The 25830-nt window shown below is 71.3% G+C and carries 28 protein-coding genes and 1 pseudogene; 18 read left to right on the top strand and 11 right to left on the bottom strand.

The window, feature by feature from the left end; translation table 11 throughout:
• The 3 genes from RWH43_RS07200 to RWH43_RS07190 are packed head-to-tail and all read right to left on the bottom strand — an operon-like array spanning position 1 to position 2671.
• Positions 1-687 (bottom strand): GNAT family N-acetyltransferase, encoded by a 687-nt coding sequence (locus tag RWH43_RS07200; RefSeq protein ID WP_144831558.1) that lies wholly within the window; start codon positions 685-687, stop codon positions 1-3.
• A gap of 43 nt (positions 688-730) precedes the next feature.
• Positions 731-2053, bottom strand: coding sequence for an MFS transporter (locus RWH43_RS07195; protein WP_230703820.1), 1323 nt, complete (start codon positions 2051-2053; stop codon positions 731-733).
• A 57-nt stretch (positions 2054-2110) separates the two neighbouring features.
• Entirely contained in the window at positions 2111-2671 is a 561-nt protein-coding gene (locus RWH43_RS07190) for a TetR family transcriptional regulator (RefSeq protein WP_316001096.1), read from the bottom strand.
• Positions 2672-2751: 80 nt separating this feature from the next.
• Here RWH43_RS07190 and RWH43_RS07185 point away from each other — a divergent pair, with 80 nt between their 5' ends.
• Together RWH43_RS07185 and purU are read left to right on the top strand one after the other, a co-directional pair.
• The gene (locus RWH43_RS07185; RefSeq protein WP_316001095.1) at positions 2752-3870 is read left to right on the top strand and encodes a zinc-binding alcohol dehydrogenase family protein; all 1119 of its coding nucleotides are present in this window, start codon (positions 2752-2754) and stop codon (positions 3868-3870) included.
• 138 nt (positions 3871-4008) lie between these two features.
• The gene (purU, locus tag RWH43_RS07180) at positions 4009-4890 is read left to right on the top strand and encodes a formyltetrahydrofolate deformylase (protein ID WP_144831546.1); all 882 of its coding nucleotides are present in this window, start codon (positions 4009-4011) and stop codon (positions 4888-4890) included.
• 184 nt (positions 4891-5074) lie between these two features.
• On the opposite strand, the gene RWH43_RS07175 is transcribed toward purU, so the two are convergent.
• Entirely contained in the window at positions 5075-5968 is an 894-nt protein-coding gene (locus RWH43_RS07175) for an FHA domain-containing protein (RefSeq protein ID WP_260979716.1), read from the bottom strand.
• A gap of 14 nt (positions 5969-5982) precedes the next feature.
• Complete coding sequence (locus RWH43_RS07170; protein WP_144831543.1) at positions 5983-6258, bottom strand: hypothetical protein; 276 nt, start codon at positions 6256-6258, stop codon at positions 5983-5985.
• Positions 6259-6413: 155 nt separating this feature from the next.
• Between RWH43_RS07170 and RWH43_RS07165 the strand changes: the two genes are divergently transcribed.
• Together RWH43_RS07165 and RWH43_RS07160 are read left to right on the top strand one after the other, a co-directional pair.
• The gene (locus RWH43_RS07165; protein WP_316001094.1) at positions 6414-6938 is read left to right on the top strand and encodes a helix-turn-helix domain-containing protein; all 525 of its coding nucleotides are present in this window, start codon (positions 6414-6416) and stop codon (positions 6936-6938) included.
• Entirely contained in the window at positions 6935-8140 is a 1206-nt protein-coding gene (locus tag RWH43_RS07160; protein ID WP_316001093.1) for an MFS transporter, read from the top strand. The genes RWH43_RS07165 and RWH43_RS07160 overlap by 4 nt, the downstream gene beginning before the upstream one ends.
• Positions 8141-8143: 3 nt before the next feature.
• Here the strand turns inward: RWH43_RS07160 and RWH43_RS07155 are convergent, their stop codons facing one another.
• On the bottom strand, positions 8144-9106 hold the full coding sequence (locus tag RWH43_RS07155; protein ID WP_154097203.1) for a serine hydrolase: 963 nt from the start codon (positions 9104-9106) through the stop codon (positions 8144-8146).
• Between the two features lie 48 nt (positions 9107-9154).
• Positions 9155-11134, bottom strand: coding sequence for a M13 family metallopeptidase (locus RWH43_RS07150; RefSeq protein ID WP_154097143.1), 1980 nt, complete (start codon positions 11132-11134; stop codon positions 9155-9157).
• A gap of 105 nt (positions 11135-11239) precedes the next feature.
• Here RWH43_RS07150 and RWH43_RS07145 point away from each other — a divergent pair, with 105 nt between their 5' ends.
• On the top strand, positions 11240-12568 hold the full coding sequence (locus tag RWH43_RS07145) for an MATE family efflux transporter (RefSeq protein WP_316001092.1): 1329 nt from the start codon (positions 11240-11242) through the stop codon (positions 12566-12568).
• 21 nt (positions 12569-12589) lie between these two features.
• Here the strand turns inward: RWH43_RS07145 and RWH43_RS07140 are convergent, their stop codons facing one another.
• Entirely contained in the window at positions 12590-13264 is a 675-nt protein-coding gene (locus RWH43_RS07140; RefSeq protein WP_316001091.1) for a TrmH family RNA methyltransferase, read from the bottom strand.
• A gap of 86 nt (positions 13265-13350) precedes the next feature.
• Between RWH43_RS07140 and RWH43_RS07135 the strand changes: the two genes are divergently transcribed.
• Both RWH43_RS07135 and RWH43_RS07130 read left to right on the top strand, forming a co-directional pair.
• On the top strand, positions 13351-14682 hold the full coding sequence (locus tag RWH43_RS07135; protein WP_316001090.1) for an Nramp family divalent metal transporter: 1332 nt from the start codon (positions 13351-13353) through the stop codon (positions 14680-14682).
• Positions 14683-14691: 9 nt separating this feature from the next.
• Positions 14692-15327: a metal-dependent transcriptional regulator gene (locus RWH43_RS07130; protein WP_144831522.1), complete on the top strand. Its 636-nt coding sequence runs from the start codon at positions 14692-14694 to the stop codon at positions 15325-15327.
• Positions 15328-15342: 15 nt separating this feature from the next.
• Here the strand turns inward: RWH43_RS07130 and RWH43_RS07125 are convergent, their stop codons facing one another.
• The gene (locus RWH43_RS07125; protein WP_154097138.1) at positions 15343-16290 is read right to left on the bottom strand and encodes an SDR family NAD(P)-dependent oxidoreductase; all 948 of its coding nucleotides are present in this window, start codon (positions 16288-16290) and stop codon (positions 15343-15345) included.
• Between the two features lie 192 nt (positions 16291-16482).
• Between RWH43_RS07125 and RWH43_RS07120 the strand changes: the two genes are divergently transcribed.
• The 3 genes from RWH43_RS07120 to RWH43_RS07110 all read left to right on the top strand — a co-directional run bounded on the left by RWH43_RS07120 (position 16483) and on the right by RWH43_RS07110 (position 17749).
• Positions 16483-16653 carry a CsbD family protein gene (locus tag RWH43_RS07120; RefSeq protein ID WP_144831515.1) on the top strand — a complete coding sequence of 57 codons (171 nt, stop codon included), beginning with the start codon at positions 16483-16485 and terminating at the stop codon, positions 16651-16653.
• A gap of 97 nt (positions 16654-16750) precedes the next feature.
• On the top strand, positions 16751-17581 hold the full coding sequence (locus RWH43_RS07115) for an HAD-IIA family hydrolase (RefSeq protein WP_154097137.1): 831 nt from the start codon (positions 16751-16753) through the stop codon (positions 17579-17581).
• An 18-nt stretch (positions 17582-17599) separates the two neighbouring features.
• The gene (locus tag RWH43_RS07110) at positions 17600-17749 is read left to right on the top strand and encodes a hypothetical protein (RefSeq protein ID WP_187358445.1); all 150 of its coding nucleotides are present in this window, start codon (positions 17600-17602) and stop codon (positions 17747-17749) included.
• A 148-nt stretch (positions 17750-17897) separates the two neighbouring features.
• Here the strand turns inward: RWH43_RS07110 and pyrE are convergent, their stop codons facing one another.
• Positions 17898-18476, bottom strand: a complete 579-nt coding sequence (pyrE, locus tag RWH43_RS07105) for an orotate phosphoribosyltransferase (protein ID WP_316001089.1) — start codon at positions 18474-18476, stop codon at positions 17898-17900.
• A gap of 83 nt (positions 18477-18559) precedes the next feature.
• On the opposite strand from pyrE, the gene RWH43_RS07100 reads away from it, so the two are divergent.
• From RWH43_RS07100 to RWH43_RS07085, 4 genes and pseudogenes are all read left to right on the top strand, one after another.
• Entirely contained in the window at positions 18560-19405 is an 846-nt protein-coding gene (locus RWH43_RS07100) for an exodeoxyribonuclease III (RefSeq protein ID WP_316001088.1), read from the top strand.
• A gap of 240 nt (positions 19406-19645) precedes the next feature.
• Entirely contained in the window at positions 19646-20071 is a 426-nt protein-coding gene (locus tag RWH43_RS07095) for a YciI family protein (protein WP_154097135.1), read from the top strand.
• Between the two features lie 6 nt (positions 20072-20077).
• A pseudogene (locus RWH43_RS07090) lies at positions 20078-20332 on the top strand (sigma factor); the annotation flags it as partial.
• Positions 20333-20391: 59 nt separating this feature from the next.
• Positions 20392-20604 (top strand): hypothetical protein, encoded by a 213-nt coding sequence (locus tag RWH43_RS07085; protein ID WP_262346265.1) that lies wholly within the window; start codon positions 20392-20394, stop codon positions 20602-20604.
• Between the two features lie 98 nt (positions 20605-20702).
• Here the strand turns inward: RWH43_RS07085 and RWH43_RS07080 are convergent, their stop codons facing one another.
• Entirely contained in the window at positions 20703-21275 is a 573-nt protein-coding gene (locus tag RWH43_RS07080; RefSeq protein WP_144831497.1) for an NADPH-dependent FMN reductase, read from the bottom strand.
• Positions 21276-21412: 137 nt separating this feature from the next.
• Here RWH43_RS07080 and RWH43_RS07075 point away from each other — a divergent pair, with 137 nt between their 5' ends.
• The 4 genes from RWH43_RS07075 (at position 21413) to RWH43_RS07060 (ending at position 25773) form a co-directional block, all read left to right on the top strand.
• The gene (locus RWH43_RS07075; RefSeq protein ID WP_230703828.1) at positions 21413-22672 is read left to right on the top strand and encodes a sensor histidine kinase; all 1260 of its coding nucleotides are present in this window, start codon (positions 21413-21415) and stop codon (positions 22670-22672) included.
• A complete protein-coding gene (locus RWH43_RS07070) occupies positions 22665-23387 on the top strand; it encodes a response regulator (protein ID WP_144831492.1) in 723 nt (240 codons plus the stop codon). The genes RWH43_RS07075 and RWH43_RS07070 overlap by 8 nt, the downstream gene beginning before the upstream one ends.
• Positions 23388-23746: 359 nt before the next feature.
• The gene (locus tag RWH43_RS07065) at positions 23747-24631 is read left to right on the top strand and encodes an ABC transporter ATP-binding protein (protein ID WP_316001087.1); all 885 of its coding nucleotides are present in this window, start codon (positions 23747-23749) and stop codon (positions 24629-24631) included.
• Positions 24628-25773 carry an ABC transporter permease gene (locus RWH43_RS07060; protein WP_316001086.1) on the top strand — a complete coding sequence of 382 codons (1146 nt, stop codon included), beginning with the start codon at positions 24628-24630 and terminating at the stop codon, positions 25771-25773. Before RWH43_RS07065 ends, RWH43_RS07060 begins: the two co-directional genes overlap by 4 nt.
• Positions 25774-25830 lie beyond the last annotated feature (57 nt).

The raw sequence follows: 25830 nt of genomic DNA, 5'->3' as shown, positions 1-25830 counted from the left end.
TCAGCGGACGATGAGGTAGCCGCGTCGGTCGAAGCCGCCGATACGGAGTCCGGATGCCAGGTGCTCGCGCATCTCGTCGCGCACGCGCACGCGCCACTCGGCCCCGGCCGCGGGGTCGCTCGCACGCAGGGCCTCGATGTCGTCGGGCACGGCGACGACCGCGGCGACCTCGGCATCGGCCGGCGTCGGTACGGGCGGCTCAGCCAGCGCCCACGACACCAGGAGCCGGTCGGACTCGTCGCCGCGGTTGACCGCGTCGTCCATCTCGCCGTACTGGTTGACGAGGTAGTCGGTGACGCGCGCGCCGAGCACGGCGAGGTTGAAGTGGGCGTTGCGGCCGACCAGGGGGTCGAAGGTCCACGTGACGTGGCCCACCCCGCGCTGAAGCGCCCAGTCGCGCTGGTGGATCTTGAGCTGGCGTCCGAGACCACGGCCCTGGTACGCCGGCAGCACGCCGGTGATGTGCGAGTGCATCGACCGCGCGGAGGGCGGGCCGAAGAACGCCGCCGAGGCGCCGACCATGCGCTCGCCGTCGTACAGGCCGACGACGTAGTTTCCCGCGTGCTCGAGCGCGCGCAGGATGTTCGCCGGCATCGTGCCCTTCTCGCCCCAGACCCGGTCGAGAACCCCGGCGGCCTCGTGGATCGCGTCGACGGTGTCGAGGGTGCGGATGTCGATCTCGCTCATGCCCTCGAGTCTCGCACCGCGGCGTCGCACCGTCGGTGAGGCGTCAGCGCGGCAGCGTGCCCGCGACGTGGCGGATGGTGCGCCCGCGCTCGACGACGATCGCGATGCCGCCGATGAGCCACAGCGGCACCTGCGTCAGGAAGGCGATGCGGAAGGCGTCGAGCGAATAGGTGTCGGGGCTGCCCGCCCCCTGCACGTCCATCGCGATGCCGATGAACAGGATCGCCAGCAGGGCGGCGAGGAACCCGCCGCCGTTGACGATGCCGGTCGCGGTGCTGAGGCGGTGGCTGGGGGTGAACGTGCGCGCGTGATCGAACGCGATCATCGACGCCGGTCCCCCGGTCGACAGCGCGAACATCAGCACCACCAGCAGCCACACCGGCGCGGGGCCCGGCCACACGATCACGACGATCCACATGACCGCCTGGAACACCACGGTCGGCAGCACGAGCCAGCGCGAACGGCGGGTCGGATGCCGACTCGACAGCGCCCCGATCACGGGGCCGCTCAGAATGCTGAAGAGCACGAGCGAGGTCATCACGAGCGAGGCGGTGCCCGGAGACAGACCCTCGCCGGCGGTGAGGAAGGGGAAGCCCCACAGCAGCATGAACGCCGTACCCGCGAAGGGCGCGGCGAAGTGCGACCAGAAGCCGAGGCGCGTGCCGGGGTGCGCCCACGACTCGCGGAAACCGCGTCGCAGGTCGGGCGCCGACCGCACCACGCGCACGGCGCCGGTCTGCGTGTCGACGGAGGTGTCGACCGGATCGGATCGACGTTCGGGCGGACGGTTGCGGATCACGAGGAAGGTCAGGATCGCGAACAGCACGCCGAGTCCCGCGACGCTGCCGAACGTGACGCTCCAGCTCGTGGCGTGCAGCAGGGCCGCGAGCGGGACGACCGCGACGATCTGGCCGAGCTGGCCGATGATGCCCGTCAGCTGCACGAGCACCGGCGCGCGCTGGGCCGGGAACCACGTGGCGATCACGCGCAGCACGCTCGGGAAGATCGCGGCATCGCCCGCGCCGATCAGCACACGGGCCAGGATGCCGATGCCCACGGCATCCGCGAACGCCATGACGAGCTGGCCGAGCGCCATCAGCACCATGCCGATCGCGATCATGGGGCGAGCGCCGAACCGGTCGAGCAGCAGGCCCACGGGGATCTGCATCGCGCCGTAGACGAAGAGCTGGATGACGGCGAACATCGACAACGCCGAGGCGTCCGCGCCGAAGCGCACGGCGGCATCCACTCCCACCGCCGACAGCGAGGTGCGGTTGATGATCGACACGACGTAGGCGAGCACGCCGACGCCCCACAGCGTCCAGGTGCGCCACCCCGGACGGTCGAGGTGGAGGGCGCTTGTCACGTCTTCAAGGCTATCCCCGGTCACCGACATCGGCGGGCGGGGTGGCGTGGGGGCGCGTCAGGACAGGACGGCCGACATCTCGCGACGGACCCTCTCGAGATGATCCCGCAAGGGCGCGCCCGTGTCGTCGGCCGCCCATTGCTCGAGGGCCGTCTGCAGCAGTTCCACCGCGACCCCCGCGATCACCCGAGCATGACGGGGCTCGACACCGCGAGCGCGATAGCCCTCGACCAGGGCCGCCCGCAGGTCGGCCTGCTTCTGCAGATCGCGTTCGCGCAGGGCGGGCTCCGACTCGATGAGCCCGCGGGCGGCCACGATCTCGTGCCGACGCGGTTCGAAGCGGTCGGCGGCGAGGGAGAGGAACCCCTCCCAGGCGATCGCGAACGGCGGCATGTCGGCGGGCGCGGCGGCGAGCATCTCCGCGGCGAGCCGGGGGATCTCGTCGTCGCCGAAGAACACCTCGCGCTTGTCGCCGAAGTGGCGGAAGAACGTCCTGCGCGTGACCCCGGCGCGTTCGACGATGTCGGGCACGGTCGTCGCGTCGAAGCCGCGCTCGGCGAAGAGTTGCATCGCCGCCGTGCGCAGGCGCTCTCGCGTGTCAGGTGCCCATCTGGCCATGCCGAGATCCTATGCGACGACACCCAGTGTCATCGGGTCTAGAGTGAAGACACTCCGTGTCATCACGTGAAAGGCCCCCCATGACATCGCACGCCGCCGCCCTGCTCTCCGCACCCCGTGCCGCGCTGACCCCCGGCACGCTCGACACCCCCGCGCCCGCCGACGACGAAGTGCTCGTGCGCGTGCGCGCGGTGGCGGTCAACCCCGTCGACTGGGTCGTCCAGGGCACCAGCCGCATCACCTACCGATGGCTGCGCACCCCCGCCGTGCTCGGCTCCGACGTCGCGGGCGAGGTGGTGGCGGTCGGCGCCGCCGTCACGCGCTTCCGTGTGGGTCAGCGCGTCTTGGGGCTCGCGACCGGCACCGACCGGGGCCGCGATCCCCTCCGCGAGGGAGCGTTCCAGGAGTACACGACCCTGCTCGAGCGCCTCACCGCCCCCACACCCGACAGCCTCTCCGACGAGGAGGCCGCCGTCTTCCCGCTGGGCCTGTCCACGGCGGCGTGCGCACTGTTCCAATCCCCACACCTCGGACTCCGGATGCCGGGTGACCCGGCGCCCGGCACCGCTCGAGGCGTCGTCGTGATCTGGGGCGGCTCCACGAGCGTGGGTATGAACGCCATCCAACTGGCCCGCGCCGCCGGCTACGACGTCGTGACCACGGCATCCGCCCGCAATGCGGCCACCGTGCGCGACCTCGGAGCAGATGCCGTCGTCGACCACCGTTCGCCCTCCGCCGTGGCGGAGCTCGTCGCGGCGGTCGGCGGACGCCCCGTGGTCGGCGCGGTGGCCCTCGGGGCCGGTTCGACCGACGCGTGCATCGACGTCCTCACCCGCACCGGCGGAGACCGGCTGGCCATGGCGAGCACGCCTGTCGCGCTGGACGCGCTGGTCTGCCGCCGCCGCCTGTTCCCCGCGATGCTGCCGGTCTTCGCGCGCATCGGGCTCGGCACGCTGCGCTCGACGCTGCACGCCCGCCGTCGCGGCATCCGCGCGAACTTCGTCTGGGGCAGCAGCCTGCGCGACGACGAGATGGGGCCCCGCTTGTGGGGCGAGGTCGTCCCGCGCCTGCTCGCCGAGGGCTCCCTGCGCCCCATGCCCGCCCCGCTCGTCGTCGGCGACAGCCTCGACGCCGTACAGGGCGCCCTCGACCGCCAGCGCGCGGGCGTCTCGGCGCAGAAGATCGTCGTGCGCCTCTGATTCCGGCCGGAGTCGGGCGTTGGCGGGGCGGCAGAAGTGGCCCCGGCGCGACAGACATGGCCCCGGGGCCACGAACGACGCCCCGCAACGGCGCCGCGCGTGGTCGGCGACGCCACCCGCGCACGGAATAATGGTCCGATGGTCTCCGCGAGCCCCCACCTGCAGCCCGATCACGCCTGTCTCATCGTGCACGGCAGTGACACCCCCGGCATCATCGCCGCGGTCTCGGCGCTGATCGCGCGCCAGGGCGGCAACATCGTCGCCTTCGACCAGTACTCCGACGACCCGCGCGGCGGCGCGTACTTCCAGCGCGTGGTGTTCCACCGCCCCGACCTGTCGGCCGCGTTCCCCGAGATCGAAGCCGACCTGGCGAGCACCCTCGGCGACGGGTTCGAGCTCGAGTGGACGCTCACCGACCTCTCGACGCCCAAGCGCATGGCGATCCTCGCCTCGAAGCAGGACCACTGCCTGCTCGATCTGCTGTGGCGTCACCGTCGGGGCGACCTCCCCGTCAGCATCCCGATGGTCGTGTCGAACCACACCACCGCGGCGGAAGACGTGCGCTCGTTCGGCGTGCCCTTCTTCCACGTGCCGTCGACGCCGGGGCCCGACAAGTCGGCATCCGAGGCCCGAATCCTCGAGCTGCTGGTCGGCAACGTCGACTTCATCGTGCTCGCGCGCTACATGCAGATCCTCTCGCCGGAGTTCCTCGACAAGATCGGGGTGCCGGTGATCAACATCCACCACTCGTTCCTGCCGGCCTTCATCGGCGCCGAGCCCTACAAGAAGGCGAAGCAGCGCGGCGTGAAGCTCATCGGGGCGACCTCGCACTACGTCACGAGTGACCTCGACGAGGGTCCGATCATCGAGCAGGACACCGTGCGCGTGACCCACGCCGACTCCTCGGCCGAGCTCGCCCGTCGCGGTGCCGACGTCGAGCGCCAGGTGCTCTCGCGCGCCGTGCTCTGGCACGCCGAAGACCGCGTGATCCGCCACGGTAACCACACGATCGTCTTCTAGATCCCGGATGCCGGGACCCCGGCGGATCCGCGCGGCTCGACGCCGGCGCGGGCCGATCATGCGCCCTCCGCACCGCGAGACTGCATCTCGCTGACATCCGCGTTGCAGGCTGCAACGGTTTCGTCAGCGAGATGCAGTCTCGGCGCCGGAGAGGGCCGCGGGGCGACCCCTCACGTGCGCGTGATCACTCCGGGTCGGTCGCCCGACTGAGCGGGCCGGTACCGCCGCGCGGCGGCTGCTTGCGCTGATCCGACAGCTCGCCGCCCTGGCGGCCGCCGTAGGGGCGTCCGTGGTCGGCGAACTCCGCGCGGAAGTACGCCAGGCGCCAGTCGCCCAGCTCGATGCGCGCGCCGGTGCGCAGGATGCGACCTCCGCGGTCGCGGCCGGGGCCCTGCTCGCGCGCTCCCCCACCGCCGACCTGGTCGAAGCCGTAGAGCACGTACTCGTCGTCGCCCTCGTGCCGGATCTCGGCGTGCAGGGGCGCGAGCCCCGGCAGCTGCAGATCGACGTCGCTGCCCGAGCCGATGGTCGTCTTCGTCGGCAGCAGGTCGAACTCGCGCGGACGCGAGCCGTCCCAGGTCGAATCGCCCACCGCGAAGATGAGGCGCGGTCGCCCCGAGCCGGGCGTGTAGTGCGTCGTGGTGATGCGTCGACGCACCGTGCGGTTGATCGTGGGCACGAGCGGCAGCGGGGTCTCGGGCGGGATCGGGAAGGTCAGCGCCTGGCCCTTGTTGCGCCGGGTCATCAGCGGCGCCACTGCCGAGACCGACCCGAGCCGGATGTGCTTCGACCCCGTGATGGCCCGCTGCAGCGGGTTGCTCTTGACCTCGCCGAGCTGCAGGATCGGGCCGTCAGGCCCCTCCAGCTGCACGGAGATGCCGCGGGATGCCAGCGCGTCGGCCACCGTCGACAGCTCGGCGAGCGTGCGTCGGCCGTTGCCGGGCAGACGCGAGGGATCGCTCACGACGATGCGGATCTCGCTCCCCGCGGCCGTGATCGTCCCCTCGAACGGCGGGATGTCGGCATCCGCCCCCTGCTCGGACTCGGAGAAGGCGAGGTCGATGTCGAGGCGCACCATGACGGCGCCGCCTCTCAGTTGCCGCGGTACGGGTCGGACCCGGCCGCGGTGTCGTCGCTCGTGGTGACGCGCAGCGTGCCGTTGAGCTTCCACGTGGCGCGGGGGGCGTCGGGACCGATGTCGCGCGGCACCTCGACGGTCATGTCGACGAACGAGTAGTTGACCGCGGCGCCGCGGCCGGTGAGGTACGACCACATCTCGCGACCGAGGTCGGTCCAGTCGGTGATCGAGTGGCCCTGAGGGCCGCTGTTGTCGGCGAACGGGTCGCTGGTGGGAGTGGTGTCGGACATGGCTTCGGTCCCTTTCTCGGTCAGAGGACCACCAGGGTCCCAGCGGCAAATGGTCGGAAAGGAGGGATTGCGTTCCCGGGCCAGAAGGGGGAACATTTCGCCGACCCCCAAAGACTCGTTTGACGGTCGTCACCGGTCCGGGCCACGATGGCCGGATGTCGCGAATCGACGAGCTGCGCGCCACGGCGCACCCCTTGCGGCTCCGCCTGCTCTCCCTGCTCACGGGTGCCGCCCTCAGCGCCGCCGAGGCGGGACGCGAACTCGGCGTCTCGCAGGCGTCGGCGAGCTACCACCTGCGCGTGCTCGAGCGGGCGGGACTGGTCCGCGTCGTCGAGGTCGTGCGACTGCGGGGTGGGGAGGCGAAGCGCTACCGTCACGAATCATCGTCGCGGCGGTACGACCCCGACGCCGCCCTCGGCGAACGCGTGCCCGCGAGCGAGGAGGAGTACGTCGAGGCTCTGATCGACGAACTCCGTCGACGCGCACGCGCGCGCATCGACGGTCCAGCGATCTCGACCGACGCCGAGCTATGGGTCGACCCCTCGGTGTGGCGTCGCATCGTGCAGCACGTCGGCGAGGCGTCCGCGCTGTTGCACGCCGCGGCGCGCCCACCCCGCACGCCGGGCACGCAGCCCGTCTCGATGACGGCCGCCCTCTTCCCCGTGAAGCGGGCGCGATGAAGGGTCCGCTGTCGTTCGCGCCGTTCCGCTGGTTGCTGGCCGCCCGCACGACCGCCATCGTCGGCAATGCGGTCGCCCCCATCGCCCTGGCGTTCGCGGTGCTCGATCTCACCGGCTCGGCCGCCGACCTCGGACTCGTGGTGGCCGCCCGCTCGGTCGCGAACGTCGCGATGCTCCTGTTCGGCGGGGTGATCGCCGATCGACTGCCGCGCGGCGCCGTGCTCGTCGGCTCGTCGCTGGCGGCCGCGGCGACCCAGGGGACGATCGCCGCCCTCGTGCTCACGGGCACCGCCGGCATCCTGATCCTCGTGCTGCTCGGGATCGTGAACGGGGCCGTCTCGGCCGTGAGCCTGCCCGCAGCGGCGGCGCTCGTGCCCGACACCGTGCCCGCGACCGCGCTGCGCCCCGCCAACGCGCTGCTGCGCTTGGGGCTGAACGGCGGCAGCATCGTGGGCGCCTCGGTCGGCGCCGTCGTCGTCGCGGCGGTCGGGCCCGGGTGGGGCCTCGCGATCGACGCCGCCGCCTTCGCGGTCGCCGCGCTGCTGTTCGCGCGCCTTCGTCTTCCGGAGCGGGCGGATGCCGCCTCTCCCGGCGAGACCGCCTCGGTGTGGAGCGATCTGCGCGTCGGGTGGCGGGAGTTCGCGAGCCGCCGCTGGATCTGGATCGTCGTGCTGCAGTTCGCCGTGCTGAACGCCGCCTTCGTCGGTGCGACGACCGTGCTCGGTCCCCTCGTCGCCGACGAGACCTTCGGGCGGGCCGGGTGGGGTCTCGTCATCGCGGCGCAGACCGCGGGCCTCGCGCTCGGCGCGCTGCTCGCCCTGCGGTGGCGGCCGCGGCGTGCCCTCGGCATCGGCGTCGCCGGCATGGCATCCGTCGGTCTTCCGGTGACCATGCTGGCGCTGCAGCCGACGCTGGCGGTGCTCGTCGTGGCGTTCGCGGTGGGCGGGCTCGCGATCGAGCTGTTCGCGATCGCGTGGGATCAGTCGCTGCAGACGCACGTTCCCCGCGAGACGTTGTCGCGGGTGTACTCGTACGACATGGTCGGCTCGTTCGTCGCGGTGCCGCTCGGCGAGGTGCTCGTGGGGCCGCTCGCGCACGCCGTCGGAACACCTCCCGTGCTGCTCGGATGCGCGGCGGTCATCGTGCTGGCCTCGATCGCCGCGTCGTGCTCGCGCAGCGTGTGGCGCGTGCGCACCACGTGAGCGTCAGTACACGTACTCCATGAGCTCGACTCCCAGCACGCGGAAGGCGTCGTGCGCGCGCAGGCGGTGCGCGATCGAGAGGTCGTCGAAGTTGACGATCAGGGCGTAGGCCACCCCGGCCCGCGGCCCGCCGAGCACCCCCGCCTCGGCGCGCACGCCCGGCGCGCGGCCCGTCTTGTTGACGAACAGCAGCCCGTGCTGGTCGTTCTCGTGCGCGAACGGATCGAGTCCGGTGGCGGATGCCACGAGCGAGAGGTCGTGATTCAGGCTCAGCCACTCGGCGACCTGGGCGCTCACCCCCGGCGAGACGATCGTCGAGTTCACGAGCCCCGCGAAGACCTGAGCCATCTCGCGCGCCGTCGACAGCGCGAGGTGCGGGGCGTCGTCGGGTCCTCGGTCGTCGCGGAAACGGTCGAGCAGCGCGGTGCGGCGCAGCCCCAGCTGCTCGACACGGGCCCGCACCGACTGCAACCCGACGCGGTGCAGCAGCGCGTTGACGGCGAGGGCATCGCCCGACGAGGCAGCGAGCATCGCCACGTCGGTCAGCGGCAGGGCGGGCGCCTTGAGGTGCTGCCACAGGCCTCCGTGCGCGGCCGGCTGCACCGCGGCGCGGTCGATGATCTCGAGGGCGTCGAGGCGCCCCGACTCGAAGGCGGCCGCCGTCTCGATGAGCAGCGGAACGACCCCGAGTCCCCCGACGGGAAGGGTGAGGAAGTCGTCGCCCGCCAGCACCTGCGCGCCGCCGTCGAGGTCGTCGATGCGCACCGACACCCGGGCTCCTGAGGAGGCCAGCTCGTCGAGCGAGCGCAGGGTCGCCGTGAACGACCGGCGCCCCGCGGCCGCGCGCCGCGGCAGACGCTTCGGCCCCTTGCGTCCGGCCCCGCGGAGGGCCGGGGCGTCGCGTCGAGACGACTCCACCGGCCCCCCGATGGGATCGGGCAGGGCGGGCTCGGGAACCGGGGGCATGCCCACGAGCGTGGCTCCTTCCGCGTCAGGAGAGCAACAAACGCGACCTCACCAGATGGTGACGCGCTGGTCGGCGTCGAGCCACAGGGCATCGCCCTCGGTGACGTCGAACGCCTCGTAGAACGCGTCGATGTTACGCACGATCTGGTTGCAGCGGAACTCGTTCGGCGAGTGCGGGTCGATCGTCAGCAGACGGATCGTCTCGGCGTCGCGGCCCTTCTGCTGCCAGATCTGCGCCCAGCTCAGCAGGAGTCGCTGGATGCCGGTGTAGCCGTCGACGACCGGGCCGTCGGGCTCGGTCTCGCCCGACTCCTGCAGGAACAGTCGGTACGCCGCGATCGCGATGCCCAGCCCGCCCAGGTCGCCGATGTTCTCGCCGATGGTCAGGGCGCCGTTGACGTGGTGCTCTTCCGAGAGCCCCTGCGGAACGAGCGCCTCGTACTGGGCGATCAGCGCCTTGGTGCGCTCTTCGAACGCCGAGCGGTCGGCATCCGTCCACCAGTCGCGCAGCGACCCGTCCGCGTCGAAGCGACTGCCCTGGTCGTCGAACCCGTGACCGATCTCGTGCCCGATGACCGCGCCGATGCCCCCGAAGTTGGCGGCGGCGTCGCGGTCGGCGTCGAAGAACGGGTACTGCAGGATCGCCGCGGGGAACACGATCTCGTTCATGAGCGGGTTGTAGTACGCGTTGACCGTCTGCGGGGTCATGTACCACTCGTCGCGGTCGATCGGCTGGCCGACCTTGGCGAGCTGGCGGTCGTGCTCCCACACGTGCGCGCGGCGGACATTGCCGACGAGGTCGTCGGAGGTGATCTCGAGGTCGGAGTAGTCCTTCCAGCGAACGGGGTAGCCGATCTTCGGCACGAAGGTGTCGAGCTTGGCGAGGGCGCGCTGACGCGTCTCATCGGTCATCCAGGTCAGCTCGCCGATCGAACGGCGGTACGCCTCGATCAGGTTCGCCACCAGGAGGTCCATGGCGTCCTTGGCGTCGGGACGGAAGTGGCGCTCGACGTAGACCTTGCCGATCGCCTCTCCCAGCGCGGCTTCGGCGAGGCTCACTCCGCGCTTCCAGCGCTCGCGGTTGACCGGCACGCCGGTGAGCTGCGTGCCGTAGAAGGCGAAGTTCTCGGCGACGAACGCCTCGGAGAGGAACGCCGCTCCCGCGTGAACGATCTTGAAGCGCAGCCACGCCTTCCAGGCGTCGAGACGCTCCTCGACGAGAAGGGCGCCGAGCGACTCGATGAAGCTCGGCTGGTAGACGACGACCTCGGCGAGCGCGTCCTCGTGCCCGGGCGCGACCCCCGCGCGCCACGGCTCGAGGTCGACGCCCGCGAGCGCGACCGTGTCGTCCCACGACTTCAGGTTGTACGTCTTGATCGAGTCGCGGCTGTCTTCGCGCGACCAGTGGTGCGCCGCGAGGTCGGTCTCGAGGGCGAAGACGAGATCGGCGGATGCCGCGGCCTCCGCGACACCGGCGAGCTCGAGGATGCGCTCGATGTGCCCGCGGTACGCGGTGCGGGTGTCGTCGAAGTTGTCGAGGCGGTAGTAGCTCTCGTCGGGCAGCGAGATGCCGCCCTGGTAGACGACGGGCACGTAGCGCGTCGGGTCGCCCGGATCGGGCTCGACGAACAGCGTCAGCAGGCCGCTGATGCCGTCGCGCTCGAGCTCGCCGATGAGCCGGAGGAGCGAGGGGATGTCGGTCACGCCGTCGACGCGGTCGAGCTGCGGCTGCAGGGGGGCTGCGCCGTCGGCCTCGATGCGCTCGGTGTCCATGAAGCTCGCGAACAGGTCGCCGATCTTGCGGGCTTCGCTGCCCGCCTCGGCGTCCTGCGACTCCTCGACGATGGTCCGCACGTCGGCCTCGGCCTGCTCGGCGATGAGGTGGAACGAGCCCCAGCGGGCCTTGTCGTCGGGGATCTCGGTTCGCTCCAGCCAGCGGCCGTTCACGTGGCGGAACAGGTCGTCCTGCGGGCGGATCTCGTCGCTGAGCTCGTCGAGCGCGAGACCGGAACGGGGGGTGTCGGTCATGCACACAGGATAAGTGCCCCGCATCCATGGCGGCTCGGAACGCGCGCGGTGCACGGCGGGTGAGGCGCAGCCGGCGGTGTCGGAGGCCCACCCTAGGCTCGGTGTGTGACCGCCCCCGCGCCCGAGACGCTCAATCGCAGCATCGTGCGCCTCGCCCTGCCCGCGCTGGGCGCGCTCGTGGCCGAGCCGCTCTTCCTCATCGTCGACGCGGCGATGGTGGGCCACCTCGGGGTCGCACCGCTGGCGGGCCTCGGCATCGCGAGCGCCGTACTGCAGACGATCGTCGGATTGATGATCTTCCTCGCGTACTCGACCACCCCCGCCGTCGCTCGACGCCTCGGCGCGGGCGAACCGGGGCGGGCGGTGTCGGCGGGCATCGACGGCATGTGGCTCGCGCTCGCCCTCGGCGCGGTGCTGGCCATCGCCGGGTCGCTGACGACCCCCGCCGTCGTCGACCTGTTCGGTGCGGCACCCGATGTCGCCGACAACGCGCGCGTCTACCTGTCGATCTCGATGTGGGGTCTGCCGGCGATGCTCGTCGTGTTCGCCGCGACGGGCCTGCTGCGCGGCATGCAAGACACGGTCACGCCGCTCTGGATCGCCGGGCTCGGCTTCGGCGCGAACGCCCTGCTCAACGCCCTGTTCATCTACGGCTTCGGTTGGGGCATCGGCGGGTCGGCCTTCGGCACGGTGATGGCGCAGTGGGGCATGGTCGGCGCCTACGTCGTGGTCGCGCGCCGCCTCGCCCGACGCCATTCCGCGACCCTGCGCCCCCAGCGCGACGGCCTGGGCGGCACCGTGCGTTCGGGCGGGTGGTTGTTCCTGCGCACGGTGAGCCTGCGCATCGCGTTCCTCGCGACCGTCGCCGTCGCGACGGGTCTGGGCTCGGCCGAGCTCGCCGGATGGCAGATCGCCTTCACGATCTTCTCGACGGCGGCCTTCGCCCTCGACGCCCTGGCGATCGCGGCGCAGGCGCTCATCGGTCGCTCGCTCGGCGCCCGCGACACCGAGACCGTGGGCCGCGTGCTGCGGCGCACGAGCGCGTGGGGCATCTGGTTCGGGGGCATCGTCGGCGCCGTCGTAGCGGCTGCGTCCGGGGTCATCGGCCTGCTCTTCACGGGCGACCCCGAGATCGCCGCGCTCATCCGACCGGCGTTGCTGGTGCTCGCCGTCGCGCAGCCGCTCGCGGGATTCGTCTTCGTGCTCGACGGGGTGCTCATCGGCGCCGGTGACGCGCGCTATCTCGCGATCGCGGGCGTGCTGAACCTCGTGCCCTACGTTCCCGCGCTGCTGCTGGTCGCCGCGCTCGCCGGTGGCGGGGCGTCGGGCCTGGCGTGGCTCGCGGCCGCGTTCTTCGGGGTCTACCTGCTCGCGCGGGCCCTCACGCTCGGCCTGCGTGTGCGCGGTCGGGCGTGGATGACCGCGGGCGACTGACCGCGCCAGAGGGAGCAGTGCTCACGCCCAGCGGCGGCACCATTCGTACATGATGACCGCGGCGGCGGAGGCGGCGTTGATCGAGCGCGTCGAGCCGTACTGCGTGATCTCGACGACACCGGTGGCGGCGGCGATCGCCTCGGCCGACAGTCCCGGACCCTCCTGACCGAACAGCAGCACGCACCGCTCGGGCAGCTCGGCGCGATCGACCGGCACCGACCCCGCGACGTTGTCGACGGCGATCACCGGCAGACCCGCTTCGCGCGCCCACGCGGCGAAGGCGGCGACGTCTTCGTGGTGGCGCACGTGCTGGTAGCGGTCGGTCACCATGGCGCCGCGGCGATTCCACCGGCGTTTGCCCACGATGTGCACCTCGGCGGCGAGGAAAGCATTGGCGCTGCGCACGATCGACCCGATGTTCAGGTCGTGCTGCCAGTTCTCGATCGCGACGTGGAACGGATGCCGCCGGGCATCCAGATCCGCCACGATCGCGTCCATGCTCCAGTAGCGGTACTCGTCGACCACGTTGCGGGTGTCGCCGCCCGCGAGCAGTTCGGGGTCGTAACGGGGGTCGTCGGGCCACTGATCGGGTCCGCCGGGCCACGGGCCGACACCGTGCGTCGGAGGAGCGTCCGCACGCGCCGCGTCGGCGGTGCCGTCAGCGGGCGCCGGCGTGGGCTCGTCGGCATCCGTCACTCCTCCAGGCTACCCGGGCGGATGCGGCGCGCTCGCGGGTCGGCGACCCACTTTTCGGGCGCCCGAAATCTTGCTAACTTTTCGGCATGCCGAAAAATCCCGCCGTGGCGACCGAGCGAGGCGCACCCGAACGCGCGCTGTGGCTGCTCGGTCCCGCGATGGTGGCCGGTGTGGCGTACCTCGACCCCGGCAACGTCGCCAGCAACATGACCGCCGGCGCCGCCTTCGGCTACCTGCTGGTGTGGGTCGTGGTGCTCGGCAACGTGATGGCGTGGCTCATCCAGTACCTGTCCGCGAAGCTCGGCATCGTCACGGGCGAGAGCCTGCCGCAGGTGCTGGGGCGCCGGATCCAGCGGCCGTGGGCGCGTCGCGCGTACTGGCTGCAGGCCGAGCTCGTGGCGATGGCCACCGACGTGGCCGAGGTCATCGGCGGCGCCGTCGCCCTGCATCTGCTGTTCGGCATCCCGCTCGTCTGGGGAGGAGCCATCACCGGGGTCGTCTCGCTCGCGCTGCTGCTCGTGCAGACCCGGCGGGGCGCCCGCGCGTTCGAGACCGTGCTCATCGGCCTGCTCGTCATCATCGCGATCGGCTTCTCGGCCGGGCTGTTCTTCGCCCCACCCGACGCCGCCGGGGTCGTCGGCGGGCTCGTGCCGCGCTTCGAGGACTCGACCTCGGTGCTGCTGGCCGCCTCGATCCTCGGCGCCACGATCATGCCGCACGCGATCTACGCCCACTCCGCCCTCGCCCGCGATCGCTTCGCCCCGCCCGCCGCCGACGCTCCGCGCGCGACGGCCGGGGTCTCGGCATCCGCCCGCCCCTCTTCGCCCCTGGCCCCCGCCGACCTCGAGACGGCCCGCGGCATCTCGACACCGCGCCTGCTGCGCGCCACGCGGTGGGACGTCACGATCGCCCTGGCCGTGGCCGGCACCGTGAACCTCGCGATCCTGCTGCTCGCAGCCGCCAACCTCGCGGGCGTCGACGGCACCGACAGCCTCGAGGGTGCCTACACCGCCCTGCGCGACGGACTCGGGCCACTCGTGGCGACCATGTTCGCGGTGGGCCTGCTCGCGAGCGGCCTCGCCTCCACCTCGGTCGGGGCGTACGCCGGAGCCGAGATCATGCACGGCCTGCTCCACGCCCGCGTGCCCCTCGTCGCGCGTCGTCTCGTCACGCTCGTGCCGGCGCTGGTGATCCTCGCGCTCGGCGTCGACCCCACGCTCGCGCTCGTGCTGAGCCAGGTGGTGCTGTCGTTCGGCATCCCGTTCGCTCTCGTGCCCCTGGTCGTCCTCGCCCGGCGCGCCGACGTGCTCGGCGTCTACCGCAACCGCGCCCTCACCACGGCCGCCGGGGTCGCGGCATCCGTCTTCCTCATCGGGCTCAACACCGTGCTTCTGTGGCTGGTGTTCACCGGCGGATAGGCTGACGGCGTGGAATCGCCCGTGTCAGACGACTACCTCAAAGCGATCTACCACCACACCGAGTGGCAGGATTCGGCGATCACGCCGTCGCAGCTCGCTGCAGTGCTCGGCCTGGCCCCCTCGAGCGTGACCGAGATGGTGAAGAAGCTCGCCGCCCAGGGCCTCGTGACCCACCGCCCGTACGGGCCCGTGTCGCTCACCGCCGCGGGCCAGCGCCGCGCGGCCGCCGTGATCCGTCGCCACCGCCTGATCGAGACGTGGCTGGTGCGCGAGTTCGCCTACGCGTGGGACGAAGTGCACGACGAGGCCGAGGTGCTCGAGCACGCGCTGAGCGACCGACTGCTCGAGGGCATCGACGAGCGACTGGGGCGTCCGCGCTTCGATCCCCACGGAGACGCGATCCCGGATGCCGATGGCGCGGTGCACCGCGAGCCCTTCGTGCTGCTGGCCGAGGCGCCCGCCGGGCACGCCGGACGCGTGCTGCGCGTCAGCGACCGCGACCCCGAACTGCTGCGGGCCCTGGTCGAGCGGGGGATCGACGTGGGGCACGAGCTCGAGGTCGTCTCCGACACCGTGGTGCGTGCCGACGGCGTCGAGGTCTCGCTGCCGACCGATGCGGGCACGTCGGTCTGGCTCACGCGCTGACGCGCAGCGCGGCGGTCAGGATGCCGCGCGCCGAGCCCGATCGAAGGGCCACCGCACGTGCGTCGCGGTCTCGCACGCGCGCCACAGGTCGGCGCCGAGGTCGCTCGCGCGCGTGCGCCGGGCGGGCGTCGCCTTGCGCGGGAGGCCGCGCGCGACCATCGCGGGGCCGTACATCGAGCCGCCCTCGGCGAGGGGATCGACCAGCGCGCGCACCAGCGCCCACGCCCCCTGCTCCTTGGACTGCGTGATCGGCGCCTGCAGGTTGTCGACGAAGCGCGAGAGGCGCGTGGGCTCGTTGACCCCGCGGACGCCGCGCGTGCGTCCGCTCGTCGAGTAGCCGGGGTGCGCGACCAGGCTCTGCACCAGCACACCGTGCGCGCGCAGCAGCTTGTCGGCCTCGAGTGCGAGGGCCGTGGTCGCCGCCTTCGACTGCACATACGCGCGCCACGGGGTGTACCCCTCGCGCAGCTCGGGGTCGGTGGGAACGTGCCGCCACAGCGAGGTCGACATGCTGCCCACCCAGACCATGCGGCCGCGGCCCGTCGAAAGGGGCTTGAGCAGTTCGCCGGCGAGTGCGAAGTGGCCCAGCACGTTCGTGGCGAAGACGAGCTCGTGGCCTCCGGCCGTCTCGCGCTGTTTCGGCGGGTGCACGATCCCCGCGTTCAGCAGCAGACCGTCGAGGCGGCCACGGGCGCGAGCCGTCGCGGCGGCGGCGCGCACCGAGCCCATGTTGCTGGTGTCGAGCAGGAGCGTTTCGACCGCGGCATCCGGATGCGACCGCAGGATCGCGGCTTTGGCCGTCGACAGCTTGTGCGGGCTGCGGCCGGTCAGCAGCACGTGGGCGCCCGCGACGGCGAGCTGCTCGCACGCGAAGAAGCCGAGACCGCGGGTCGCGCCGGTCACCAGATAGGTCTTCCCGGAGAGGTCGGGGAGGTTCTCGGGATCCCAGTCTGCGCGCGCCACCCTTCGACCCTAACGAGATCGAGCCCGCACGTCACGGGTGCATTCCGATTCCGGCATATCGACCTCGTCAAGTTTTTTCACGATCCGGCGTGACGAATCTCGACCCCGATACGTCTCCCCTGCGAGCATCCCGCTCCGTCGCGACGACAGACACCCGTCGCAGACGCCGACACAACGAGAAGGAGTCCGATCATGGGTCTCGACGACAAGATCAAGAACGCCGCTCAGGACATCGTGGGCAAGGCGAAGGAAGCCGTCGGCAACGCCACCGACAACGACCGTCTGGCCGCCGAGGGCAAGGCCGACCAGGTCAAGGCCGACGCGAAGAAGGCCGGCGAGAACGTCAAGGACACGTTCAAGTAAGTCGGCGTTCCGCGGACGGGCGGGCCCACGACCTCCGGGTCGGGCCCGCCCGCGCTTTTTTCCGGCGGCGTCGAAACCCGGGTCTAGGCTGGGCCGCATGCGGACGCGTGGCGACATCGAGTGCTGGCTGACCGACATGGACGGCGTTCTCGTCCACGAGAACACCCCCATCGCCGGAGCATCCGAGTTGCTCGCGCAATGGCGGGCCGAGGGCACGCCGTTCCTGGTGCTGACGAACAACTCGATCTACACGCCGCGCGATCTGAGCGCGCGACTGCGGGCCTCGGGGCTCGTGGTGCCCGAGTCGTCGATCTGGACCTCGGCTCTCGCGACCGCCGACTTCCTCAAGTCGCAGATGCCCGGCGGCTCCGCCTTCGTCATCGGCGAGGCGGGACTCACCACCGCCCTGCACGAGGCGGGCTTCATCCTGACCGAGACCGCCCCCGACTACGTCGTCGTGGGCGAGACGCGCAACTACTCGTTCGAGGCCATCACCAAGGCCATCCGCTTCATCAGCGGCGGCGCGCGGTTCATCGCGACGAATCCGGATGCCACGGGGCCCTCGACCGAGGGCGTGCTGCCCGCGACCGGGGCGATCGCCGCGCTGATCACCAAGGCCACGGGCAAAGAGCCCTACATCGTCGGCAAGCCCAACCCGATGATGTTCCGCTCGGCCCTGAACCGCATCGGCGCCCACAGTGAGAACACAGGCATGATCGGCGACCGCATGGACACCGACATCGTCGCCGGCATCGAGGCGGGCCTGCACACCGTGCTCGTGATGACCGGCATCAGCGACCAGCGCGAGATCGAGCGCTATCCGTTCCGCCCCGACGAGATCCTCGGGTCGGTCGCCGAGCTGGTCCGCGACGAACCGATCGAGAGCGACCTGGCCGACGGCGAAGACGGGCTCAGCGAAGGCTTGTGAACCTCAGGGAGACACACCGTGGATGACCGCACGCTCTGGCTGATCGTCGCTTTCTTCATCACCGCCGGCACGCTCGTGGCGTTCATCGTGCAGTGGCGGCGGTCCCGCCGCGGCAGCGAGCGGCGCGACCCCTTCGACGGCCCCGGCCCGGGTGACGACGCGCCCTGACCACGGCTCGTCGCACCGTTCGGGGCGGTGAGGGCTCGGCATCCGGCGCCTGCGCGTCACGAGAACAGGGCATGTCACCAGAACAGGGCGATTCCGGCGAAATCGGCCTGTTTTCGTCGCACCCGCCTGTTCTGGTGACGCGGCGGGCTTACTGCGGGGCGAGACCCAGGTCGTCGAGGTCGATCGACCCGAGCCACTGTAGGCCCTCGGCCTCGATCGCGGCCTGAGCGCCGGTCTTGCGGTCGACGATCACGGCGACGGCGACGACGTCCGCGCCCTCGCGGCGCAGGGCCTCGACGGCCTTGAGCGCCGACTGGCCCGTGGTCGAGGTGTCTTCGACGACGACGACGCGCCTGCCCTTCACGTCGGCGCCCTCGATCTGGCGGCCGCGGCCGTGGTCCTTGGGCTCCTTGCGTACGACGAACGCATCGAGCGGGCGGCCGGCGTGCACCGACTCGTGCATGACGGCGTTGGCGATGGGGTCGGCGCCGAGCGTGAGCCCGCCGACGGCGACGATGCCGTCGAGGTCTTTCACCAGGTCGAGCACCAGGCGGCCAATCGCGGGAGCGGCGCGGTGGTCGAGAGTGAGCTTGCGCATGTCGACGTAGTACGTCGCCTTCTTGCCGCTCGAGAGGGTGAAGTCGCCGTGGAACACCGCCTCGTCCTTGATGAGGCCGATGAGGGCCTGACGGTCGGCTTCGAGCTCGGGAGTGGAGGCGGTGGTCACGGCGTCGAGTTTAGTGCTCCATACGGATGACGCCGGAGTCGCTCTGGCCGCCGATGTCGGCGGCCGAAAGTAGGCTGGATGCCATGCGCCTGGCCACCTGGAACGTCAACTCCATCCGCGCCCGCGTCACCCGCACCGTCGAGTTCTGCGTGCGCGAGCACATCGACGTGCTGGCGATGCAGGAGATCAAGTGCAAGACGGAGCAGTTCCCGTACGCGGCGTTCGAAGAAGCCGGGTACCACGTGGCCGCGCACGGCCTGAATCAGTGGAACGGCGTCGCCATCGCGAGCCGTGAGCCCCTCGAAGACGTCGAGATCGGGTTCCCCGGCATGCCCGGGTTCGAGAAGGGCAAAGAGGGTCCCGACCTGCCCCAGGAGGCCCGCGCGATCGGGGCGACGGTGAACGGCGTGCGCGTGTGGAGCCTGTACGTGCCCAACGGTCGCGGACTCGACGACCCGCACTACGTCTACAAGCTCGACTGGCTCGACAAGCTGCGCCAGTACACGGCCGACACCCTCGCGGCCCACCCCGATCTGCCGCTCGCCCTGACCGGCGACTTCAACATCGCGCCGACCGACGACGACAACGGCGACCCCACGGTCGTCGAGGGGGCGACCACCCACGTCTCCCCTCCCGAGCGTGAAGCATTCCGCGCCTTCGAGGCCGCGGGTCTCACCGACGTCGTGCGCCCGCTGATCCCCACCGGGTACACCTACTGGGACTACAAGCAGCTGCGCTTCCCCCGCAACGAGGGCCTGCGCATCGACTTCATCCTCGGCTCGCAGGCCTTCGCCGACGCGGTGCACGGCGCCGAGATCCACCGCAACGAGCGCAAGGGCGAGGTTCCCAGCGACCACGTGCCCGTCGTCGCCGACCTCGACCTCTCGGGCACCGACGACGATGACGACCTGCCGATGATCTTCGGCTGAACGCCGGCTCAGGCTCGCGCGAGCCGTCGCGACATCGGATCGCCTCGGGATCGGATGCCGCGTACTCTGCCGTCCGATTCCCGCGCGGCGGGCCGATTCCGGTGAGGCGCCCGCGCCGCGCGGAACCCGAGCCCACGGCATCCGGAATCTTCTCTCCCGCACCCTGTCGATTCCGCTCGGCGTCGTTCGACGCGATAGTAGGGGAACGGTTCCCCCGAGCACCGACGAGAGAAGACGACGATGAAGTACATGCTGATCATGCGCGGCACCGACGAGGCGTACGCGGCGTACAAGAAGATCCCGTTCGAGCAGGTCATCAACCAGATGGGCGCCTACAACGAGTCGATGATCAACGCGGGGGTGCTCGTCGCCGGCGATGGTCTCGCCGAAGACATGAGCAAGAACTTCGTGGTCGAGTTCGGCGGCGAGGAGCCGGTCGTCACCGACGGCCCCTACGGCGAGACGCACGAGCTGTTCAACGGCTTCTGGATCATCGAGGTGTCGAGCAAGGACGAGGCCGTGGAGTGGGCGCGCCGCGCTCCGCTGATCGCGGGCAACACGCTCGAGGTGCGCCGGGTCACCGACGAGACCGACTTCGCGGCCTTCGCCGACAACGAGTACATCCAGAAGGAAGAGGGCTGGCGCGAGGAGCAGGCCGCGCGCTGACCCCACGTGACCGACGACCTCTCGCGACGCGTCGCGGCGATCTGGCGCATCGAAGGCGCCCGCATCGTCGCGACGCTCGCGCGCGTGGTCGGCGACCTCCCCACCGCCGAAGACCTCGCGCACGACGCGCTGCTCGAGGCGCTGGCGCAGTGGCCGCGCGAGGGCGTGCCGCACAATCCCGGAGCGTGGCTCACCGCCGTCGCGAAGCGGCGCGCGATCGACGGCTGGCGTCGGGAGCGCGCGCGAGGCGAGAAGTACCGCCTACCTCATCTTCACCGAGGGCTACGCCGCGAGTGCCGGCGATACTGTACTGCGCACCCGTGGACGCCCTCGCTGCGGCCGGGGCCCTGCGGGGATCGCACCTCATCCCGTCGGTGCGCGGGGAGCTGCTGTCGCGCCTCGGGCGATCGGCCGAGGCGCGCGCGGAGCTGCTCACCGCCGCCGGGCTCACGCGCAACGAGCGCGAGGCGGCGCTGCTCAGGCGGAAGGCCGGGGCGTTGGGGAGCCGTCCCGGGGGAGAGACAGGGGGCTGAGCCACCGGGAACGCTGCGTCCGGTCCCTTCGACAGGCTCAGGGACCTGACTAAGACGGGGCCGGGGGCGAACCCCCGACCCCGTCGTGAAAGCGCGCCTCAGGCCGCGGGGACCTCGGCGGGAGCGGTGCGCTTCGCGAGGGTCACGAGCGCCTCGATGATCGAGCGCAGGAACGCGGCCGTGCCCTCGTCGGTGACGGTGCCGTCCTCTTCGAACAGACCGGGGGTCGACTGGATGTAGCCCTCGGGCTGGCCGAGCACCAGGGCGTTGTAGTGCAGGAGCACGGAGCGCAGGTGCTGCTGGCCGGCCGCGGTGGCGATGCCGCCCTGCGAGGTGCCGATGACCGCGGTGGGCTTGTCGTTGAACGACGCCTCGCCGTACGGGCGGGCCGACCAGTCGAGGGCGTTCTTGAGCACGCCGGGGATCGAGCGGCTGTACTCGGGGGTCACGATGAACATGGCGTCGGTGTCTTCGATCGCCTGCTTGAAGTCGCGCGCGACCGGGGGGAAGTCGCCGTCGTAGTCGGGCGAGTAGAAGGGGAGGTCCTTGATGGGGATCTCCTTGAGCGTCACGCCCTCGGGGGCGACCTTCTCGAGCGCCTTCGCCAGGCGCCGGTTGATGGAGGTGCTGGAGATACTGCCGACGATGTAGCCGATCTCGGTCACGGTGATCCTCTCGGAGAAGACGGGGGCGCCGGGCGCCCGGATTTATTCACGTGCAAGCATCACGACGCATCCTGTATTCCCGCCCCTCTTGACTCCACCCCACGGGGGATGCAGGTGTCGGAGCTCCCCCCTACCGTGGAGGGATGGCCCGGCTCACCCGCACGCAGCAACGCAACGACCTCGTGCTCGCCGCCGTGCTGTTCCTGGGCGGATTGACCAGCGCCGTGCTCTCGTCGGTCTCCGGCATCTACGGCGACCAGCAGGGGTCGCTCGCGGTCGCGCTGGGATACGTCGCCGTGCTCGCGATCCCGATCGCCTTCCGCCGGCGGTGGCCCTCGATCGCCGCGGTCATCGTCACGGTCGCGTACTTCCTCGCGGTGACCTTCCGCATCCCCGAGCTGTACGCCGGCAACATCGCGATGTTCATCGCGCTGTACACGGTGGGCGCGTGGGAGACCAACCGTCGCCGGGCGACGATCGTGCGCATCGCCCTCATCGTGGGCATGTTCGCGTGGCTGTTCGTCGTGATGTTCCAAGAGGCCACGCAGCCGGTCGACCCGAGCGTGGAAGGACCCTTCTCGCGCGCCGGGGCGTTCTCGCCGTTCGTCGCCTACCAACTGCTCAACATCCTCATCAACGCGCTGTACTTCGGCGGCGCGTACTACTTCGGCAACCGCTCGTACCAGCAGATGCGCGAGCGCGCCGCCCTCGAGGAGCGCACGGCCGAACTCGAGACCGAGCGCGAGGTGACCGCCGCCCAGGCCGTGGCCCTCGACCGCGTGCGCATCGCGCGCGAGCTGCACGACGTGGTCGCCCACCACGTATCGCTGATGGGCGTGCAGGCCGGGGTGGCGCGGTCGCTGCTGGATCGTGATCCGGATGCCGCGCGGCAGACCCTCGCGGGCATCGAGGGATCCGCCCGGTCGTCTCTGCACGAACTGCGCCAACTGCTCGAGACCCTGCGCACGCCCGACGGCGACGCCGCCCCCGACACCGCCCCCACCACGCACGGGCTCACCTCGATCGCGGGACTGGTCGACGAGGCGACCGCGGCGGGTCTTCCCACGACCCTCACCGTCATCGGCGAGGCCGCGAGCGATCCCCCGCCGCTCGTGCAGGTCAACCTGTACCGCATCGCGCAGGAGGCGCTCACGAACGCCCGGCGTCACGCCGGCCCCGATGCGTCGGCCGACGTGCGCCTCCGGTTCGATCCGGATGCCGTGGAGCTCGAGGTCGCGAACACCGGACGCCGCGGTTCGTCGACGCCGGGCCTCGGCCAGCTCGGCATGCGCGAGCGCGCGGCCGCGTCGGGCGGGACGATCGAGATCGGTCCCCGCGCGCGCGGCGGCTGGCTGGTGCGCGTGCGGGTGCCCCTGCTGACCCCGGAGGTGTCGCGTGTCTGAGCTGCGGGTGCTGCTGGTCGACGACCACGCCATGATGCGCGCGGGGTTCCGCACGATCCTGTCGCTCGAAGACGACATCACGGTCGTCGGCGAGGCGGCCTCGGGTCGCGCGGCCATCGACGCGGCGCGCGAGCTGCGCCCCGACGTGATCTGCATGGACGTACAGATGCCCGACATGGACGGGCTCGAGGCGACGCGCCTGCTGACGGCCGATCCCGCCTCCGACGCCGCAATCCTCATCGTGACCACCTTCGACCGCGACGACTACCTGTTCGCCGCGCTCGCGGCGGGAGCCAGCGGATTCCTGCTCAAGAACGCCGGCCCTGAAGAGCTCGTCTCGGCGGTGCGGATCGTCGGCGCGGGCGACGCGCTGCTCGCCCCCGAGGTCACCCGCCGGGTCATCGAACGCTTCGCCGCGCAGGGCGCCGGCGACGTGGCATCCGGGAGCTCCTTCGCGAGCCCCGCGCCGACCTCGACGGTCACCGAGACCGCCGTCCGCCGCGCCGACACCCTGCACCTCAGCGAGCCGCTGACCGAGCGTGAGAGCGAGGTGCTCGCCCTCGTCGCCGAAGCCCTCAGCAACGCCGAGATCGCCGCGCGCCTGTTCATCGGCGAGGCGACCGTGAAGACGCACGTGTCGAACGTGCTGCAGAAGCTCGGCGCGCGCGACCGCGTGCAGGCCGTGGTGCTCGCGCACCGGCACGGGCTGGCCTGACGGGCGGGGTCCCGCGGGGCCCGGTCCCTTCGACAAGCTCAGGGACCTCGGTTGCGGGGCCCGGGCCCTTCGACAAGCTCAGGGACCTCGCGGTTCGGGGCCCGGTCCCTTCGACAAGCTCAGGGACCTCGCGGTTCGGGGCCCGGGCCCTTCGACAGGCTCAGGGACCTCGGTTGCGCGCGTAGGGCCCTTCGACAGGCTCAGGGACCTTGGTTGCGCGCTCCGGGGCCCTTCGGCAGGCTCAGGGACCCCCGTCGAGCCCCCTCCCCCTCACGGTGGAGCGCGGGAACCCTTCTCGGGGCGGAGGTGCCGCGGCATCCACGTCTCTAGCGTTGAGGCATCGAGAGAAGGGATGCACCGTGCTCCAGTTGGACCGCATCACCAAGAGCTACGGCGGACGCCGCGTGCTCGACGAGGTGGGATTCACCGTCGCCCCCGGGCGACTGACCGGCTTCGTCGGCGGCAACGGCGCCGGCAAGACCACGACCATGCGCATCGCCCTCGGCGTGCTCGGGAAAGACGCGGGCAGCGTCGAGCTGAACGGCTCCCCTGTGACCACGGCGGATCGGCGGCGCTTCGGCTACATGCCCGAAGAGCGCGGGCTGTACCCGAAGATGAAGGTCGCCGAGCACATCGCCTACCTCGCGCGGCTGCACGGCTTCGGCAAGGCGGAGGCGAACCAGAAGGCCACCGCCCTGCTCGAGCGGCTCGGACTCGGCGAGCGCCTCGGCGACCTGGTCGAGACGCTCTCGCTCGGCAACCAGCAGCGCGCCCAGATCGCGGCCTCTCTCGTGCACGAGCCCGACGTGCTGATCCTCGACGAGCCGTTCTCGGGCCTCGACCCGCTCGCCGTCGACGTCGTCGCGGGCGTGCTGCAGGAGAAGGCGGCAGCGGGAGCTGCGGTGCTGTTCTCGTCGCACCAGCTCGACGTCGTCGAGCGGCTGTGCGATGACCTCGTGATCATCGCCGGGGGCACGATCCGCGCCGCCGGCACGCGCGACGACCTCCGCGCGCAGCACGCGACCCACCGCTACGAGCTCGTCTCGCGCGCGGATGCCGGGTGGCTGCGCGAAGAGCCCGGCGTGACGGTGCTCGACTTCGACGGCGGATACGCCCTCTTCGACGCCGCCGACGACACCATCGCGCAGCGGGTGCTCCGCGGCGCGGTGGAGCGCGGCGACGTCGCCAGCTTCTCTCCCCAGCGGCCGACCCTGGCCGAGATCTTCAAGGAGGTCATCCAGTGAGCACCTCGACTCCCACCCGCACGCCCTCGCCCGCGCCGACCACTGCGCGCCCCGCCCCCAGCGAGCTGCAGAGCATCTGGCTCGTCGCTGAACGCGAGATCGGCTCGAAGCTGCGGAGCAAGGCCTTCGTCATCTCGACCGCGATCCTGGTGCTCGCGGCCCTCGCCTCGGTGGTGTGGGGCGGCTTCGCCGCCAACAACGCCTCCGACAGCGGCACCCCCGTCGCCGTGACCTCTCAGACCGAGAGCGCCGTGTCGGGGCTCGAGGGTCTCGACGTCACCGTCGCCGACAGCGATGACGCCGCCCGCGCCCTCGTCGAAGACGGGACGGTGGATGCCGCCCTGGTCTCGGGATCGTCGGACGCCGCGTTCGACTACACCGTCGTGGTGAAAGACAGCGTGCCCTCGACGCTGCTGCAGAAGCTGAGCGAGACCCCGCCCGTCGACATGATCGACCCCGGCGCGGGCGCCGCCGATGCGCTGCGCTACCTGATCGCGCTCGGCTTCGGACTCGTCTTCCTCATCGCGGCATCGACCTTCGGCGGCACCATCGCGCAGAGCGTGGTCGAAGAGAAGCAGACGCGCGTGGTCGAGATCCTCATCTCGGCGATCCCCGTGCGGGTGCTGCTGGCCGGAAAGGTGCTCGGCAACACGATCCTCGCGATGGCGCAGATCGTGCTGCTGGCCGCGGTCGCCGTGGTGGGTCTCGCCGTGACCGGTCAGGCGGGCGTGCTCGACACCCTCGGTGCGCCGATCGCCTGGTTCGCGATCTTCTTCCTGTTCGGCTTCGTGCTGCTGGCGTCGCTGTTCGCCGCCGCGGCCGCGATGGTCTCGCGTCAGGAAGACATCGGTGCGACGACGACCCCGATCACGATGCTGATCATGGCGCCGTACTTCCTCGTCATCTTCTTCAACGACAACCCCGTCGTGCTGACGATCATGTCGTACGTGCCGTTCTCGGCCCCCGTCGGCATGCCCCTTCGCATGTACCTCGGCGACGCGCAGTGGTGGGAGCCGGTGCTGTCGCTGATCCTGCTGCTCGTCTCGTGCGTGCTCGCCATCGGCGTCGCCTCGCGCATCTACCGCAACTCGCTGCTGCGCATGGGTGCCCGTGTGAAGCTGGTCGAGGCGCTGAAGGGCTGACGGCCCCGGCGCGGTCTTTCGAGCGGGCGGATGCCGGAGTCTTCGGCATCCGTCCGC

The organism is Microbacterium algihabitans (genome assembly GCF_032464975.1).
Taxonomy (GTDB): domain Bacteria; phylum Actinomycetota; class Actinomycetes; order Actinomycetales; family Microbacteriaceae; genus Microbacterium; species Microbacterium algihabitans.
The sequence above is the reverse complement of the archived record's forward strand: the minus strand, read 5'-3'. Positions and strand labels throughout refer to the sequence as shown.

Excerpts from the sequence above, each read along its gene's own strand:
- RWH43_RS07150 (WP_154097143.1), bottom strand. The coding sequence starts at position 11,134 with ATGACCGACACCCCCCGTTCCGGTCTCGCGCTCGACGAGCTCAGCGAC.
- purU (WP_144831546.1), top strand. The coding sequence starts at position 4,009 with ATGGTCTCCGCGAGCCCCCACCTGCAGCCCGATCACGCCTGTCTCATC.
- RWH43_RS07170 (WP_144831543.1), bottom strand. The coding sequence starts at position 6,258 with ATGTCCGACACCACTCCCACCAGCGACCCGTTCGCCGACAACAGCGGC.
- RWH43_RS07190 (WP_316001096.1), bottom strand. The coding sequence starts at position 2,671 with ATGGCCAGATGGGCACCTGACACGCGAGAGCGCCTGCGCACGGCGGCG.
- RWH43_RS07115 (WP_154097137.1), top strand. The coding sequence starts at position 16,751 with ATGCGGACGCGTGGCGACATCGAGTGCTGGCTGACCGACATGGACGGC.
- RWH43_RS07175 (WP_260979716.1), bottom strand. The coding sequence starts at position 5,968 with ATGGTGCGCCTCGACATCGACCTCGCCTTCTCCGAGTCCGAGCAGGGG.
- RWH43_RS07100 (WP_316001088.1), top strand. The coding sequence starts at position 18,560 with ATGCGCCTGGCCACCTGGAACGTCAACTCCATCCGCGCCCGCGTCACC.
- RWH43_RS07200 (WP_144831558.1), bottom strand. The coding sequence starts at position 687 with ATGAGCGAGATCGACATCCGCACCCTCGACACCGTCGACGCGATCCAC.
- RWH43_RS07155 (WP_154097203.1), bottom strand. The coding sequence starts at position 9,106 with ATGCCCCCGGTTCCCGAGCCCGCCCTGCCCGATCCCATCGGGGGGCCG.
- RWH43_RS07120 (WP_144831515.1), top strand. The coding sequence starts at position 16,483 with ATGGGTCTCGACGACAAGATCAAGAACGCCGCTCAGGACATCGTGGGC.
- RWH43_RS07165 (WP_316001094.1), top strand. The coding sequence starts at position 6,414 with ATGTCGCGAATCGACGAGCTGCGCGCCACGGCGCACCCCTTGCGGCTC.
- RWH43_RS07095 (WP_154097135.1), top strand. The coding sequence starts at position 19,646 with ATGAAGTACATGCTGATCATGCGCGGCACCGACGAGGCGTACGCGGCG.
- RWH43_RS07160 (WP_316001093.1), top strand. The coding sequence starts at position 6,935 with ATGAAGGGTCCGCTGTCGTTCGCGCCGTTCCGCTGGTTGCTGGCCGCC.
- RWH43_RS07185 (WP_316001095.1), top strand. The coding sequence starts at position 2,752 with ATGACATCGCACGCCGCCGCCCTGCTCTCCGCACCCCGTGCCGCGCTG.
- RWH43_RS07135 (WP_316001090.1), top strand. The coding sequence starts at position 13,351 with ATGCCGAAAAATCCCGCCGTGGCGACCGAGCGAGGCGCACCCGAACGC.
- RWH43_RS07075 (WP_230703828.1), top strand. The coding sequence starts at position 21,413 with ATGGCCCGGCTCACCCGCACGCAGCAACGCAACGACCTCGTGCTCGCC.